A 17,499-nucleotide genomic window follows, 5' to 3' on the forward strand; every position below is an offset into this window, starting at 1 on the left:
TGGATATAAATGAAAGTTTGTATAATGCGGCATGGTGAAGCAGGTTATTCTGCTTCATCTGATTCAAGCCGTTCCCTTACTCCTTATGGAATTCGTCAGGCAAACCATGCCGGGCTGTGGCTTAAACAGCAACGTTTCCAATTTGATCTTGGTTTAGTTAGCCCTTATTTACGTGCTCAGCAAACATTAGCAGAGTTATCATCACAAGTTTCTGTTTCAACGGTAGAAACAGATAAACTGTTAGTACCTGGCGGTAATCCTGAATATATTGCGAATTTGTTATCGACATTTCCTTCTCAAGGTATTGAGCAAGTGATTATTGTTTCGCATCTTCCTTTAGTTGGATATTTGGTTAATGAACTTTGTCCTGATATCTCTCCGCCCATGTTTCCGACTGCATCAATTGCATGCATTGAGTTAACATCAACTATTGGTAAGCTTGAATGGTTTCATCAGGCGGAATAAAAAAACTCAATCTTTTTGATTTACCGTTAACAGGCAGAACACTGATTGAAGCATCGGCAGGTACGGGTAAAACCTATTCGCTTGCCTTTATATATTTAAGGTTACTGCTTGGCATTGGTGAAAATAGCTATTCTACACCGCTTGATGTTAGCCAAATTTTAGTGGTGACGTTTACCAAAGCGGCCACTCAAGAGTTACGTTCACGTATACGACAAAACATACAAGAGTTAAGACTGGCATTATTAAACGGTGAACATGATGATCCTATTTATCAGCAATTAATGACATTGATTGTTGATCGTCAACAAGCGATTCAACGACTTACTGAAGCCCAACAATCAATGGATGATGCAGCAATTTACACGATTCATAGTTTCTGTCAAAGAATACTAACTAGCCATGCGTTTGAGTCCGGCGTGTTGTTCGAACAAAAATTAATCACCGACGAATATCAATTGCAATTACAAGTCGTGCAAGATTTCTGGCGATACTATTTTACACCTCTTGAAAAATCGTATGCTTATTTAGTTCGAGACTGTTGGAAAGAGCCGGCGGAATTATTAGCCGATATTACCCCTTATTTATCCAATACCTTTAATGAGAAAACTGAATTAAACCCCAATATTACCGAAGCAATAGCTGAGTTTTATCAGCAAAATTTTAACATGATTGAAACGGTAAAAAAATCATGGTTAAAGCATGTTGATCAATTATCGGATATTATTAATCAATCGGGTGTCAGTAAACAATCTTATAGTAGCCGATATCTGCCTAATTGGCTTTCAAAAGTTTCACAATGGGCTAATAGTACAACGCTTACGTTTGCATTACCTAATGAGCTTGAAAAATTTTGTCAATCAGTTCTGGCGAGCAAAACAAAAGAAGGAAAAATCGTTCCAAGTCATTCTGTTTTTACTGAAATTGATACACTCTATAAGTGTAAACTGGATTTGCGAAGCCATATTTTAATGGATATTGTAACCATAATCCAAAAAGGCATTTATGATGAAAAAATTAAACGCACTGAGATAAGTTTTAATGACTTGCTTTGGCAGCTTAATCGGGCGTTAGTGACACGAACAGGAAAACGATTAGCACAAAGTATTTCAACGAAATATCGGGTTGCTTTAATTGATGAATTTCAAGACACCGACCCAACTCAATACCAAATTTTTGATCGTATTTATGATAGCAAGCGATCTGATACCGGATTATTATTTATCGGTGATCCGAAACAAGCTATTTATAGTTTTCGTGGCGCCGATATTTTCACTTATCTTAAGGCGAAACGTTCAACCGGTGATAATTATTTTACTATGGATGTGAATCACCGTTCCTCCTCAGCTATGGTAAATGCGGTAAATCAATTATTCGCCCATCATGAAAATCCGTTTGTTTTTAATGATATTCCCTTTTTACCAATGAATTGCGCTGAAAAAAATAAGCAAAAATCATTGCTAATTAATGATCAAGAAAGCAATGCTTTAACAGCTTATTTATTGCCAGAAGAAGTAACAACCAAAGCTGATTATCAAGAGCAGATGGCAAATTGCTGTGCCAAGCAAATAGTCAAATGGTTATCGGACTCTTCAATATTAATTAATGATAGCAAGGGTTGTCGCCCAATAACGACGTCAGATATAGCCATTTTAGTACGAACAGGTAGAGAAGCTGAAATTATTCAGCAAAAATTAGCCGTTTGTGGCATTAAAAGTGTCTATTTATCCAATCGTAATAGCGTGTTTGAGTCAGATGAGGCTAAGGATGTGCTTTGCCTTCTGCAAGCGGTATTGATGCCAGAAAATGAAGCCGCTTTACGTTTGGCTATGATGACGGCGTTATTAGGACAGACGATGTCTGAACTTGAACAAATCACTGATGATCAAGATAAATGGGAAAGCTTAGTAGAAGAATTTAAGCAGTATCAGGTTATATGGCAATATTATGGCGTATTGGTGATGTTACGTCGAATGATGAAAAAACGTCAGCTAGCGGAAAATATTCTTGCTCGACAAGACGGAGAGCGTATTTTAACTAACTTTATGCATTTAAGTGAGTTATTACAAGAAGCTGCAGATGATTTAGATAGTCCACATGCGTTAATACGTTGGTTAACCAAACAGATTGTTAATCCTGATTTTAATCTCGAAAATCATGAGCAGCGTCTTGAAAGTGATGAAAATCTAGTCAAGATTATCACCATCCATAAATCAAAAGGTTTAGAGTTTCCAATCGTTTGGTTACCTTTTATTTGCCAATATCGTGTGTCTGATACACAGTTTTATCATGATAAAAATAACGATTTTCAACAAACTTATGCATGGATGTTAACGGATGAAATAAAACAACAGATTGAAGATGAACGCATGGCGGAAGACTTACGTTTATTGTATGTTGCTATGACACGATCCGTTTATCATTGTAGTATTGGTCTTGCTTCTATGAAGAAAGACCAATCAGCTATCCATTATCTGTTAAAAGGTGAGTTAAACAATATAGCAGCAATGGCGGATCTCATTAATGTGGAATTACCCCTTGAAAATGATAAGTACACTGCTCATTGTCAGCTAAATCAATCTTTAACGGCTAATGTATTTAAACGGAAACTTTGTCATCAGTGGCGCGTAACCAGTTATACGGAACTGCAAAAACATCACGCTGTTTTAACAATCAATCCAGAAATTATCAGCGATTGGGATGAACAGACGCCAGAATCCCAAGCCACTTTGCAGACCGAATTAACCTATGATATTCACCATTTTCCCAAAGGGGCGTATGTGGGGACTTTGCTGCATAAGATAATGGAAAATGTTTCTGAGAAGAATATCGAAACCTTGTGTAGTGAAACAATAACAAAACTCAATTTAGATCAAACTTGGCAAGCTATTTTATTGGAATGGTTACAACAAGTGTTGTCCACAACGCTTAATCAACAAGGTTTGGTGTTATCAGATGTATTAACAGGGCGATGTATCAATGAATTACAATTTTATTTTCCGATTCGTGAAGCAGTAAGTTGTGAACAACTTGATAGCATTTGTAAAACCTATGACAACTTATCTTATCAATGTCCAACACTTGATTTTGAAACAGTACAAGGCATGCTGAAAGGATTTATCGATTTGGTTTTTGAATATCAAGGGAAATATTATATTATTGATTATAAATCAAATTGGTTAGGTTATTCAGCTGAAGATTATGGACAAAAAGCATTAGAACAGGTGATGTGTGAGCATCGTTATGAGTTGCAATATCAACTTTATAGTCTTGCGTTACATCGTTTTTTGAAAAGCCGCATACCTAATTATCAATATCAAACCCATTTTGGGGGAGTTTATTATCTTTTTTTACGTGGTATGCCAGACCATGGTATCTTTTACCATCTTCCTGAACAAGCTTTTATCGAAGAGTTAGATAAGCTATTTGATGGTGTTAGTTAAATAGGTTGCTAGTTGTTGTACCTCAATCTCAGTTTTTGATATTTGAATCGATAGCTTTAACTGCTTGTTAAGCAAATTACGATAAAGCACAAATTTATTATGCCTTATCGTTGTTCTTTTTTATCATCGTAACTTTTAGTTAACCTCGAAGGTTAATTGATAACGATAATGTTTTTTAGTTAATAAAAATTCAGAATGGACATTTGGCGTCCATGAATCATCACCACCAATCCCCATATGGAAAGCATCAATACTCACATAAGCACAAGGTTCCGCCACTAAAAGGTGACGATGTGTGACCGCCATTAACTGTTGAGTACCATATTGGTTGATGTTAAATTGAAATTGCTGACCGGTGATCGTCATTTCATCCAGTATTAATTTCTTTACATCACAGCGTAAACCATTTTCACAAGGATAAATATAAGGAGTATAGAGTTCAGAAAAAGGTAATGACCATTTACAAAAAATGGCAGAGTGTTTACGGTCTGGATAGTTTTCGTGCGGCCCTAAACCTAGCCATTTAACTTTTTCTGGGATTTCGTTAAGTTGATATGTTAAACCAATACGCGCAGGCGCTGGCATATTGTTGGCAATATCAACATCAACCGTTAGCGTTAAATAGCCTTGCTGATCAAATTGATAAATCCATTTGCTTTGAATCACTCTTTGACCTTCATAAAAATAACCATGCAACGCTTCGATAATGATAGTACTGGATGATTGTGAAGCTTGTATTCCAAGACATTTATGGGTTAAATCAAAATAACCTGCTGCTTTCCACTGTTCAACCCAAGCAAATGGATTGTTATTGCTATCATAGTCACCACTAATTCCAATATCGTTATCAATTGGCGCTCGAATAAATTGATCACAAAACGGCGAAGCCAATAATGGTTTATCCTCTTTAGTCCATTGATTTAGAAAACCAGTAGTTTTATCAAATAACCAATTTTGATTTTGATGAGAAATTAAATAATTATTTTTATTTTCCTTTAATGTCATGGGGGTTTTAAGCTTGTTAAGCTTAAGAGGCGGAATAAAGACATTCTCAAGTTGCCATTGTTCCCAAGCGACAAGATGACCAATTGGTGACCATGGAGTTTCTTCTTTTTGGATAATAATGACAGAAAGATGAACATCTTCACAATTGATATAGTTAGGTAAGCTATCAAGTAATTTTATTCTGATTGTACTATCTGGTTGCATATCAAGGGTAATTTGACCACTTCGTTGTTTATTACCATCGATTAAGATCTCCCATTGTAATAGTTCATTATCAGTACGTCGAAACAAATATTCGTTGGTTATTTCGACAACTAAAGGTTTTTGACTAATGAGTTTGAATTGAAAAGGTTGCTGAACTTTTTTGGCTTCGATTAAGCTTGGATGCGGTTTTCGATCGGGAAAAACTAAGCCGTCCAAGCAAAATTGCCTATCGTGGTAAGCCTCGCCAAAATCACCGCCATAAGCCCAATAACTTTCTCCTGATGATGTTTGGCAACGAAGACCATGGTCTGCCCATTCCCAAATAAAACCACCTTGTAATCTTGGATATTGCCTAAATGCTTGCCAATATTTATAAAAAGCACCAAGACTATTTCCCATAGCATGTGCATATTCACATAAAATAAGTGGGCGGTTTTCATCGGGCAGGGATATCCATTTTTTTATAGCCCATTTAGGTACCTTTGGATGAAGCTGATCCTGATCGACTCGAGCGTACATAGGGCAAATAATATCGGTGGCAGCCGTATTTGCGCCTCCTCCTTCATATTGAACGGGGCGAGTTGGATCATTACTTTTGATCCAAGCATACAGTGCATCATGTGATGAACCGTGCCCGGATTCATTCCCAAGTGACCAGATAATAATAGATGGGTGATTGCGATCTCGTTGCACCATGCGTGTAACCCGTTCACTGTATGCTGCGAGCCAATAGGGGTCATCTGATAAACGGGACATAGGGAACATGCCGTGAGATTCTATATTCGCCTCATCGACTAAATAAAGTCCATACTGATCACAAAGTTCGTACCAACGAGGATCATTGGGATAATGACTGCAACGTACTGCATTGAAGTTGTGTTGTTTAATCAGTTTTATATCATGAAGCATGGCTTCTTCAGTGATAGCATAGCCTTGATCCGGATAAAACTCATGGCGATTGGTTCCTTTGATAAGTAAAGGTTGACCATTAATACAAAGCTGACCATGTTTGATCTCAACCACTCGGAAACCAATATTATAAGCTTCGGATTCAATAAGCCCGGATTTTTTATGATATAAACTGATTACGACACGATAAAGATTAGGTGTTTCAGCACTCCATAATTCAGGTGAAATAACTGGAATATGACAAAACAGGCGATCATGATAGCCCCCTTTTTCATCAATGGGTTCGGTACCAATCAGTTGAAATTGTCCGGAAATCAAATCGCTATTTTTCCATAATTCAATGCCAATATTTAATTGATCCATATTGTCATTGTGTTTTACGTCAACTTGTATCGATAACGTAGCATTCCGATAACAGGCATCAAGTTCTGTCTTAATTTGGATATTTTTTAGGTGTGATTTAGGTTTATTAAGTAGCGAAACATTTCGAAAAATACCGCTTAATCGCCACATATCTTGATCTTCAAGATAACTTCCATCACACCATTTTAAAACTAAGACTGCTATTCTGTTTTGCCCAACTTTTAAGTAAGGGGTTAAGTCAAATTCCGCAGCGATTCGACTGTCTTGTGAATAACCCACCCATTGACCATTACACCAAAGATGAAAAGCAGAACTAACACCGTCAAAAATGATTCTAGTTTCCCCTTTATCTAACCATGCTTGCGTAATATTGATATAACGAGAATAACAACCTGTTGGATTATCGTTAGGAACAAAAGGGGGATTATAAGGAAATGGATAACGTATATTGGTGTAAATTGGTGCATCGTAACCGTGTAATTGCCAATTAGATGGAACGGGAATGGTATTGGTGTCTATCTCTCTTTCTAACCATGATTCCGGAACGTGTTTGGGGTTATCAAAATAGCTAAAAAACCAATCCCCATTTAAAGATAATATTGATTCTGAATCAATATTATTTTTAGCTTGTAATTTATCACGCCAACTGTGGAATTTAGAATGTGTCGGAAGCCTATTAATACTAAGAACTGATAAATTATTCCAATCATTTCTACTTATGATTGTATCTAAAGAGAGATTCATTTTTTCACCATTTTAATCTTAACAATTTAGTACTAAATGATTTACGTTAATCTAACCAATTTTTGAATGCGAATTATTATAACTAAATTAGGACATACAACAGTGAACAATATAACATTTGTCTAATCGGAATCATGTATAAAATTGTAAGTTTCTTAATTCTGTTTATTTTTTTTTGTTTACGGTTACATTTTTTATCTTTAAATAACTTTTAATTACTGTGACTTAAGTCACAACATCAGGATTTTATTTTTGAAACCATTTTTTTATTTGTTATATTGAAAACGCTAATTATTAGCTTTTGGATTGCTACCGATATTAAGCGGGCAAAACCTAAAGAATAGTTGTTGTTACCTATTCTTTAGGTTTTTTTTTGTCTTAAATTTATAAGACTAATGAATAAACAATTAAATTATGAGTAGAGAAAAATGAAATATCTAACAAAATCATTAATAAAAGTAAAGCCTAAGCGAATTGTTTTAATTACCATGCTCGGTTTATTTTATTTGCCTAATGCGATAGCTGCTACTCAAGATGAGTTAGAGGCAAGAATTAATTTATTAGAGCAAAAATTAATTGCGCTGAGTAATGAATCTATTGATTTGAAAAAACAGCTGATTGAATCGAATAAGCAAATTGCTCAGTTAAGTCTTAATTTAGAAAAGCAACAGTTAGTGATAAGCAATCAACAAAAAGAGATAAAAATACAAACCGCCGCACTCAAACAACAAAAATCAGTTAATCTACAACCTTTTAGTATTAAGCATCCTACTAACAATAATGCGATTGTGTTAGTCACTGATAGCCAAACTAATGAAGAACAGAATAGTAATATTGCCACTAAAAAATCGTTTACGTTAACAGAATTCAAAGATTATATTAAAGAAGAAATTGGATTTTCCTTTAATGGGTATTTTCGTGGTGGTTGGTCAACTTCGATGAATGGTAAACCCAAAAATTATGCCGAAGGCGCTCTAGGACGATTTGGGAACGAATATGGGGGGTGGTACGATCTTGTCTTCAGACAAAAAGTGTATGATCAAGATGGTCGTCGAGTGGATGCAATTGTTATGATTGATGGTAATGTGGCAACCGATAAAGCGGCTGGATTGTTTAATACGCAAGACGACAATATCATGCAATTTTCTGATATCTACTTAGCCACCAAAGGATTTGTTCCTCTTTTTCCTGAAGCGACTTTGTGGGTAGGTAAGCACTCTTTACCGTATAATGAAATTCAAATGCTTGATTGGAAAACCCAAAAATCGCCAGCTGGTGGGGGTGTCGGTATTGAAAATTTGGAAATTGGCGTAGGAAAGCTAGATTTAGCATTGTTACGTGCTGATGTGAATGTTAAGGTCAATAAAAAAACAGCGGGAACAGATATAGCTAAAGTAAGGCGTGAAGAAGTTGATATCAATGAAATTGAATTGCGTTACCGAGATATCCCATTATGGCAAGATGCATTGTTTGCTGTTAATGCCCGATACTCAGCGCCGAACAAATCGAAACTGCAAGATGATGTCACTGTTAAAAATGCTTGGTTAGGTAGTGTTGTTCTACGTCAAAATAACTTTTTTGGTGGTTTTAATCAGCTAACGCTACAGACTGCAACCAATTCAGTCGCTTCACATTTGGGCAATATCAATACCAATAATCCAGAATTTGCCGCTAATGCTGATAATGATTATATAGGTAAACACACAGGAGGTAAGGCTTATCGATTAGTTTCTGAAGGTGAAGCGTATTTTTCTGATAATATTATTGTGGCGCATGCATTAGCTTTAACAACAGGTAAAGATGTTTATTCTTATGATTTAAACTTACCTCACACAGATTTTACCAGTTTTAAATCAGCAGTAAGACCTGCTTATATTTGGGATCAATACAATCAAAGTGGTATTGAAATTGGTTACTTTAAACAAAAAAATAAAGTTAATGGTCGAACTTATAAAGAAGAAGGCTACAAAACAACCCTGTATCATTCATTTAAAGTAGGTGAAAGTATTTTATCCTCTCGTCCCGATATTCGTTTCTATCTATCGTATATTGAGTCATTAAATAATGATATTAGTAAATTTGAATTTAATGGTAAAAAACATCAAATTAGTTTTGGGGTGCAAACTGAAGTGTGGTTTTAATTTAATTAATGAAATAGAGACCTAAATTCGTGAAAATAGGTCTCTATTTTTTCGACGTTTAAATTTTTTTAAAAGCCCTTATCATTTGTTTCTGAGCATCAAAATAACCTATCATTATTAGCTGCTCAAGCTATTTTTTTGATACTTTGACTGAGTGATCGCCAACATTTTTTTTCACTATCGGCAACTTGGTGTAATAACTCAGATACCTCATTAAATCCAGTTTCGTTCAAATTTCGGCATAATTTTACCGTACGGCTAGCAAATTTACGCCACGCATCGCCAATATTAGTCATATTATCGGCAGCCTCAATCAATAATGGTTTGTGATTTGATGAGAAATGATCTGCTGCCTCTTGAAGAAATGAAGCATACATATAACGAAAACCAGCTCCACCTGTTCCGATTTCCTCCTGCATTCTAACAATATGACCTAGATAAAGTTTTTTATATTGATCACTTTTCATCGAATTTTTTAGTTTTTGGATTCGATTAGCTAAAAGATGAATACCTTTAATACCAATAAAAGGTAAAGGGGCTTGCATTTGGCGCGCATTTTTAAGGATTGCACTGCGAATCACTTGAGATAGATTTACATGGTGATCCTGTTTTTGGGTATCTTCTAATGTATACATTAATCCTTTTCCTGCCAATGCACCTTTAGCAAAACGAGCCCGTTCCAAGTCTGATGCTGAGCATTGAACTGGTAATTCCATAACCGGATCACTAATCAAATATTGTTCTGCTTCTTTCCCATAGACAAGAATATTATGCGCATTGAAATGAAAGCGCAAAGCATCGGGAATGTAAGGTAACCAAAAAACAGAAGTTTGTAGTCCAACTAATTGATTGTTGTCTAATGCTTGATCCAATTTTTGCATGCCTTGTGTTGCGGAGACAAATTTTTGCATGTTCAGTTTAATGCCTAATCGTTTGCAAGAATTACGAATAATTGTTTTTGGAGGCATACGATAAGCGATGAGTGGCATACCCGAAAGTTTTATAATCGGTAAATAGGCAAATGTAAGTGCAGAAGATAAACCAAAGAGCATGGGTTCACTGTAATCAAAACCGTGGTGCTTGAGTAGCGTCGACATAACACCGCTTTCACAGTGTGCGGTGTGCTGATGTTGAAAATGATGAATTGTCATTATGTTGCCTGATTATTATGATTATACAAAATCTAATAAGTTTATTTAAATGGATAATTGTTTTGCGTTCGATTGTCTTCAGTCGGAAGCTGTTTTAGCTGTTCAATGGATAAATTAAAGACTTGTGCATAACGATTTAATTTTTTATCTGATAATTTTTTGAAAACCTGAGGTTTGAAGTGCCGTTTGATTTGCCAACGAAAAAAACCACTTGTTTGAGCAAGGCTAGTGATATCATGACGATATAAAAACATATAGTAAAAGAGTGATGAGCGTTGTTCATTCTTCACTGCATGAAAAGCCAACTGAGTTTGTTCTGCTAATGCATCTACAGCTTGTAATGTTACAAACTCTTCATCTTCCCAACCGCTAGTAGTTGCTTTTGTATAACTTCCATTTTTAACAGCATAAACCACTTTGGCATGACCGCCATAAGTTTTACTTTTATCTTGTGGAATTTGGTTAATATCCATAAATTCTAATTCTCTTGGTTAGCATCAATGACTTCAAGTAACATAAAACAAGATGAGAATCGCCCACTTTCTGGGATATAGCATAATATTTTTTGCCCATGCTTGAGTGAATGCGTCCGCAAAAATTCCTCAAGTATAATATAGATAGAAGCTGAACCTGTGTTACCTTTTGAAGTAAGATTGGTAAACCATTTTTCATAAGGAATTTCAAAATCAATATTTATCAATCCTTGATAGAGTTTTTCACGAAAATAATGAGAAGAGTAATGAGGTAAAAAATAATCGATATCATTTTTTTTCAAATCATGTTTTTTAATTGAGTTAGCAAGCATCTTTTCAACGGTATACTTAACAATATTATCATTTAGCATTTTTACATTCTGTTTAACACTTAACAAACTTTGATTTTGTTGGTCAAGTTGAGTAAATTGCTTCCAACCTATGAACTGATCCTGATAGTAGTCACCGCCAGCATACATGCATGCTGGCATCTCATTTGCGTAGGATAAAATATCAATCCAGTGAATTTTTAATGATAAATGATGACTATTTGGCTTACTACTCAATAGCATAGCCCCAGCTCCATCAGATAGCATCCAACGTAAAAAATCTTTTTCAAAGGCCAGTTCAGGTTGTGTAGACAACGCTTTCACTTTTTGTTCTATTTCTGCTTCAAAGTTCTCACTTCTCATTACAGCAGATGCAGTTTCAGATGCACAACTAACGGCGGTACAATGATCACCAACTTTTACAGCATTAAACGTGTGTTTCAGTGCTGACATACCTGCAACACAAACACCTGAGCTGCTGTGAACTTCGCAAGGATGAGTTTCATTGAGTTCGCCATGAACCATGACTCCATGACCAGGCATAATCTGATCGGGATAAGAAGTACCACAGGCTAAAAAAGTCATTTCATTTATACCAAATTGATGGTTATCTTTGAACAATAACTTTATGGCTTGTGCTGCTAAATTGGCATTGCTATGTGTTGCCTGACGAGTATGCGGGTCAATCGCATAGTATCGCGTTTTTATCCCATTACTTTTTAAAATAATTGCTCTTGCTCTGGACGGTTTGTGACCAACTTGTCCAAGGACATTTTCCATTGATGAATTATCAACAGGATTATTCGGTAAAAATGCGGCAATTTTATTAATATAAACATTATGTGTTTTCATTGTCTTACTCTTATATTTTATTCGCCTGAAGGCCAACTAAATAAATGTTTTTGTTTACTGATTTTGTTTTTTAACCATGGGGATAGTAATGTTTTGATCAGTGCACTAATTGGCACAACGGTTAAAATGATTACTACCAAGAAAATAATATAAAAATAAAGTAAACCTTGACGAAGTGGTCGAGCGATTTTACCTGCTTTAATGATCAGTTTGCCCCATAAATAGAAGCTGCGATAACCAAATTTTTCACTAAGAATCAAACGTTCATTGACTTTGACTGCCCCCATGTTTTTTAACATTGGCTCAGTGATTTTGGGTTGTGTTAGCAATACGGTTTTAATTTTTTCACCATATTTAGCACAATCATTAATGTCCTCATCAGATATGCCCGCTTTCGGTAGCCAACGTACGGGCTGTTTTTTCCCCGTAAACATCCAAAGCGGTGTAGCAATAAAACTTGCAGGCCCGCCACAGCTATCTATGCGAACAACATTGTCAACTAAATTAGCATTTGCTTCTTTTAAGTATTTCTTCACGGTTTCTTGTGCCATTAACCACATGTTGCGACATCCAATTAACGTGACAACAGGGGTATCGGCTAAGAGTTGTTGCGTGTTTTTATCTTGTAAAAATGCGGTGATAGGCTGAGAAGGGGATAAAAACCACACAGTATAAGCTAGAATGATTAAATCATATTTTTGCTGTTTAAATTGTGGGGCAACAATGGGTGAAGGCATTAAATGAACCGTTTCTGGAAAAATATTAAAAAAGTGGTTAAAAGACCATGGAAAAGAATAGGCTTGTTGAGGTTCAATAGCAAGCGTTTCTAAATTAATATCTTCATGATTAGCTAAAGGTGATACGAAATGTCTAGTAAGTTGTGTTAATTGACCCGTTTGTGAATAGTACACTAATAGAACGTTTTTTTTGTTACTCATTGTTATAATTGATTTATTAGATTTTATCGTTAATTGTTTACCTAACATGCATTTTGTTATAATAGCATAATATGTTAACATTCTGTTTATAAAAATTAAAATTATTTTAAAGAATTGTATGTTAAAGCTCCAAAATGTAACTTATCGCTATAAAAATGCTAATAATTATGCGGTGTGTGATATTAATTTAGAAATTGAATCCGGCACATGCTTTGGATTATTAGGGCCTAATGGCGCCGGCAAAACAACATTGATATCATTAATGTCGGGTTTACTTTCATTACAATCCGGGCAAATTTATCTTAATAATCAGATCTTCTTTCAGTTGTCACGTCAACAGTTGCAACGTATTTCTTTAATTCCACAAGAATATGCTTTTTATCCTCAATTGACGGTTTTCGAGAATTTACAATTTTTTGCTTCGTTGTATAAAATTAAAGATCCTAATTTTCTAATTTCATTGATGAAAAAAGTCGATATTTTAGATTATAAAAATAAGTTGTCAGCGAATTTGTCGGGTGGTTTAAAACGTCGATTAAATTTTGCTATAGGGTTAATTAACTCGCCAACGCTAATTTTTATGGATGAAATTACGGTTGGGGTTGATCCTGCATCCCGCCAATTTATATTAGACAGTGTGAAGCAATTAACTAAAGAAGGGGTAACTGTCATTTACACTTCTCATTATCTACACGAAATAGAAAGTTTATGTCAAAAAATTGCCATTATGGAGAGCGGTAAAATTTTGTATTGCCATTCTATTGATCAGATATTGACACAACATGCTCAACAACAATGTATTATCACGTTAGCGCAAAGTGTGCCTTCACATGTGCTTGACCAATTTAATGCCACTTTAATTCGACATACCCCAATGCAAACAGTTGTCATTGATTCATCGCCTGAGCAGATCACAACAATATTACAAGAATTTCAACAATACCAAATACAAAATATTCAGTATGGTCATGGTTCTTTAGAGTCATTTTATTTGGACTTCTTGAATAAGTCAGTATTGAGGCATGGAGGGCAAAGCAATGCTAGCTGCAATCGCTAAAGAATTTCGTCTGTTGAGTCGTGATTTACATGGTATAGCTGTTCTTTTTATTATGCCTATGTTGTTTATGTTCATTATGTCTGTGGCATTAAGCCAACGTGATGATTTCAATCAAAATACTAAAATAGCCTTAGTCGGTGAATCATCCAATTTATTGAACTCGCAGTTAATAGTGATTTTGGGCAATCAAGAAAATATGAATGTTGATTTTTTTGATATAGCTGATAAGGATAATGCAAAAGCTAAATTAATTGAGGGAAATTATGATTTTTTATTAATTAATTCCAATCAAAATACCGAGAATTTGAGTAATGAATCGCCTTTAGCATTATTAACCTTAGCGGGGATCGATCAACTAAGATTGATGAATTTACAAACAATTATCCAGAAAAGTTATTTACAGCTACGGCTTAAAGATATTTTTTCAACGCCAAACAATGATTCTTCTATAATGGATGAAGATGCAATCGAAATAAAACGGCAACAACAACTAGATAACTATTTGTCAGGAAAAATAATCACTGAAGAGTTTATCAATGTAGAAGGCACTAAAGTGGTTAAACCGAGTTCGGTACAACAAAGTGTTCCTGCTTGGTTAATTTTTGGTATGTTTTTTATCATGATTCCTTTATCAAATGTCATGACTTGTGAAAAACAAACGAACACTATTATTCGATTACGACTAGCAAAATCATCGGCATTTTCTTTACTTATCGCAAAATTGTTACCTTATTTTTTGATTAATCAATTACAGTTTATTGGCATGATTTTGTTAGGTATTTATATTTTACCTTTAATCAATATTACAGGATTTGTTTTAGAAGGCGCTTATTGGAACTATGCATTGTTATCGATAGCAATTAGTTTATCTGCTTTGGGATATGCACTGTTAGTTAGCGTTCTTGCAAAATCGGCAGAACATGCTGTGGTATTAGGTGGTGGGGGAAATATTATTATGGCAGCCTTAGGCGGTATTATGGTACCGAGTTATATGATGCCAGAAACCATGCAAATAATTTGTTTAATTTCGCCTATGTCTTGGGCTTTGAAAGGCTTTCATAATCTTTTGCTTGATCAGTATGATTTTGTACAAATATTACCACAATGGTTGTCGTTAATAGGTTTTGCGCTAATTTTTTTATTGCTAGCAGGAATTATTTACTATCGGCAATTAAATAATAAGCATTTATAAATTTTTAATTAAATAATAAAAACAAGAGGTTAAATTTGGATAATTTAATTTTTAAATTAAAACAGTTAATTATTACCGAATCTGAAAAAGAAGATATCTTAACTGCCGAGGAGTTAACAGATAATGAGCCGCTGTTTGGGCCTACCAGTCGATTAAATTTAGATTCTTTAGATGCATTACAAATTTGCGTAGCGTTAAAAGAGCAATTTGGCGTTCGTTTACAAGGTGACCGAGAAGTAAGAATACATATGGTCACGGTTTCGAAACTCAATAAATATGTACTTGAGCAAATAAAAAAATAATATTATGGACAATGTTTACATTAATGGTTTTTCTGCGGTGTGCGCACAAGGTGATAACTGCCATGAGATTATTAGCAATATTCTTTTTCATCCAAGAAAACCTAAATTGATTCCTTTAAATACAGCAAGTGAATCACTATCTGTTAATTATTTTCCAGCCTTTGATAAAAAACGGCTAAGTTTAACTGAGATTGTTGATCGTATAGTATTTCAAATTTTGCAAACTTTACAGGCGTGTCAGTGGCAAGAATCAGAATTGGAACAAATCCCAATTTTTTTAGCTTCCACTTCTTTTGCAATGTCTTCGCATGAAATTACATTTTTTAATAAGGAATTATCAGAATTAACAGAAGCATGTTATCACCAACCTTTTTCTTTAAATGAAATAGCAGAACAACTTAAATTAAAATGGAAAAATCTTAATGTGATCAATGTTGCGACGTCTTGTACTTCAAGTTCTAATGCATTACTTTATGCAAAAAATTACATTTCCCAAGGCATAATTGAACGGGCAATCATTGTGGGATTTGAATCATTCAATTCTATCACTTTAGAAGGATTTAATGCTTTAGGATTACTAACAAATAATTATCAACCACCATTTTTAAGTGTTAGCCAAGGACTTATTTTAGGGGAGGGGATTGGTTGTATTGCATTAAGCAATCAACCACGATTAGCAAACAATAATCAATTTATCTTAAAAGGCGGTAAAACGATATGTGATACCTCTAATATTACCACAACGGATCCTAAAAATGTTAGCGCACTCATTAAAGACACGTTAACGCAATTCGATATGACTGAAACCGATATTGTTGCCATTAAAACTCATGCGACAGGTAGTCCAATGAATGATAAAGTTGAAATTGATAGCTTAACAAATGCTTTTACAGAGCGAAAACCGTTGATATTTTTTAAACCTTATCTTGGTCATACATTAGGGGCATCTGGTGTACTTGAGATGATAATATTATTGTTGATATTTGAATCAAAACAGACGCCTAGTTATCCAAATTATCACATGGCGCAATCTGAACCTATTTATACAAATGGTTTTACAGACATTTCAAAACCTTATCCTCAAGGTTATTATTTATTAAATTGTATTGGATTTGGCGGTAATAACGCTGTGTTATTGTTGGAGATAACAGAATAATGCAAAGTGTTTTTTTACTCAGTACATCACAGTTTATCGCAGAGAGCCATAGTGAAGAAAGTAAGTTAAAAAATTTGCTTAAACAGCAATTTAATATTAATAGTCGACGTACAAGTCGTTTAGCGTTGTTATCATTGTTAGGTGCGCTTTCCATAGAAAAGATTAATGCTCATTGTGGCGTGTATGTGACCTCAATTTTTAGTTCACCCAGTAATATGTATGAACTGGAGATGGATATTTTTCAACGTAAAACACCACGACCATTTAATTTTATTAATAGCATAAATAATGCGATTTCTTTTTATGTTGCTGATGCATTGAAAGTGAATGGACCCAATATTTTTATTTCGACAGATATTTGTAATTGGTCACAGATTTTACTCCCAGCCATAACGGATTTACAAGAAGGTGTGGTTGATCAGGCATTGGTGGGGTGGTGTTATGAATCACGTCGTTATGATGAATATTCTAAAGAAGGCAGTTTTTGGTTATTGTTGACTCGGCATCCTGATACTTCAGCTTTAGCCAGTTTAACCATTGCCAACAAACCTTGCCAGGGTGATGTCAGCAATCAACCAATAATGACCCATGCGAATTATTTTTATGATTCTGTTTTAAAAACGTTTGATTTAAATAGCCAACCAAATTGCGATGTAATTTCGGTTGATCTGATATTAAATAAATTATTATTAATAAAAAAATTACCTTTACATAAACATTGATTGTTCAATACGATTATTTAATCGTGGCTTAACATTTTTCTTTATTGTTAAGCCGC

13 protein-coding genes are annotated in these 17,499 nt (G+C 34.7%); 8 read left to right on the forward strand and 5 right to left on the reverse strand.

Annotated elements, in window-relative coordinates; translation table 11 throughout:
- Positions 1-9 precede the first annotated feature (9 nt).
- Complete coding sequence (sixA, locus tag J3U14_RS03605; protein ID WP_267350623.1) at positions 10-465, forward strand: phosphohistidine phosphatase SixA; 456 nt, start codon at positions 10-12, stop codon at positions 463-465.
- On the forward strand, positions 444-3,905 hold the full coding sequence (gene recB / locus J3U14_RS03610) for an exodeoxyribonuclease V subunit beta (RefSeq protein ID WP_267350621.1): 3,462 nt from the start codon (positions 444-446) through the stop codon (positions 3,903-3,905). Before sixA ends, recB begins: the two co-directional genes overlap by 22 nt.
- A 135-nt stretch (positions 3,906-4,040) precedes the next feature.
- Here the strand turns inward: recB and J3U14_RS03615 are convergent, their stop codons facing one another.
- The gene (locus J3U14_RS03615; protein ID WP_267350619.1) at positions 4,041-7,130 is read right to left on the reverse strand and encodes a beta-galactosidase; all 3,090 of its coding nucleotides are present in this window, start codon (positions 7,128-7,130) and stop codon (positions 4,041-4,043) included.
- A 428-nt stretch (positions 7,131-7,558) separates the two neighbouring features.
- Between J3U14_RS03615 and J3U14_RS03620 the strand changes: the two genes are divergently transcribed.
- Complete coding sequence (locus tag J3U14_RS03620) at positions 7,559-9,271, forward strand: carbohydrate porin (protein ID WP_267350617.1); 1,713 nt, start codon at positions 7,559-7,561, stop codon at positions 9,269-9,271.
- 125 nt (positions 9,272-9,396) lie between these two features.
- Here J3U14_RS03620 and J3U14_RS03625 read toward each other — a convergent pair whose 3' ends face one another.
- From J3U14_RS03625 to J3U14_RS03640, 4 genes are read right to left on the reverse strand one after another with little or no spacing between them, the layout of a single operon-like run.
- Complete coding sequence (locus J3U14_RS03625; RefSeq protein WP_267350616.1) at positions 9,397-10,422, reverse strand: BtrH N-terminal domain-containing protein; 1,026 nt, start codon at positions 10,420-10,422, stop codon at positions 9,397-9,399.
- 41 nt (positions 10,423-10,463) lie between these two features.
- A complete protein-coding gene (locus J3U14_RS03630; protein WP_267350614.1) occupies positions 10,464-10,895 on the reverse strand; it encodes a hypothetical protein in 432 nt (143 codons plus the stop codon).
- Positions 10,896-10,900: 5 nt separating this feature from the next.
- Entirely contained in the window at positions 10,901-12,076 is a 1,176-nt protein-coding gene (locus J3U14_RS03635; RefSeq protein WP_267350612.1) for a beta-ketoacyl-ACP synthase III, read from the reverse strand.
- Between the two features lie 17 nt (positions 12,077-12,093).
- Positions 12,094-13,014 (reverse strand): dialkylrecorsinol condensing enzyme, encoded by a 921-nt coding sequence (locus tag J3U14_RS03640; RefSeq protein ID WP_267350610.1) that lies wholly within the window; start codon positions 13,012-13,014, stop codon positions 12,094-12,096.
- A gap of 118 nt (positions 13,015-13,132) precedes the next feature.
- On the opposite strand from J3U14_RS03640, the gene J3U14_RS03645 reads away from it, so the two are divergent.
- Genes J3U14_RS03645 through J3U14_RS03665 form a run of 5 tightly spaced genes read left to right on the forward strand, consistent with a single transcriptional unit; the run spans position 13,133 to position 17,443 of the window.
- Complete coding sequence (locus J3U14_RS03645; protein ID WP_267350608.1) at positions 13,133-14,071, forward strand: ABC transporter ATP-binding protein; 939 nt, start codon at positions 13,133-13,135, stop codon at positions 14,069-14,071.
- Positions 14,052-15,263 carry an ABC transporter permease gene (locus J3U14_RS03650; RefSeq protein WP_267350606.1) on the forward strand — a complete coding sequence of 404 codons (1,212 nt, stop codon included), beginning with the start codon at positions 14,052-14,054 and terminating at the stop codon, positions 15,261-15,263. The genes J3U14_RS03645 and J3U14_RS03650 overlap by 20 nt, the downstream gene beginning before the upstream one ends.
- Positions 15,264-15,298: 35 nt before the next feature.
- Positions 15,299-15,565: an acyl carrier protein gene (locus J3U14_RS03655; protein WP_267350604.1), complete on the forward strand. Its 267-nt coding sequence runs from the start codon at positions 15,299-15,301 to the stop codon at positions 15,563-15,565.
- A gap of 4 nt (positions 15,566-15,569) precedes the next feature.
- Entirely contained in the window at positions 15,570-16,721 is a 1,152-nt protein-coding gene (locus J3U14_RS03660) for a beta-ketoacyl synthase N-terminal-like domain-containing protein (RefSeq protein ID WP_267350602.1), read from the forward strand.
- The gene (locus J3U14_RS03665) at positions 16,721-17,443 is read left to right on the forward strand and encodes a hypothetical protein (RefSeq protein WP_267350600.1); all 723 of its coding nucleotides are present in this window, start codon (positions 16,721-16,723) and stop codon (positions 17,441-17,443) included. Before J3U14_RS03660 ends, J3U14_RS03665 begins: the two co-directional genes overlap by 1 nt.
- Positions 17,444-17,499 lie beyond the last annotated feature (56 nt).

Origin of the sequence: Gilliamella sp. B3801 (genome assembly GCF_026536645.1) — a bacterium.
In the GTDB taxonomy this organism is placed as follows: Bacteria; Pseudomonadota; Gammaproteobacteria; order Enterobacterales; family Orbaceae; genus Gilliamella; species Gilliamella apicola_I.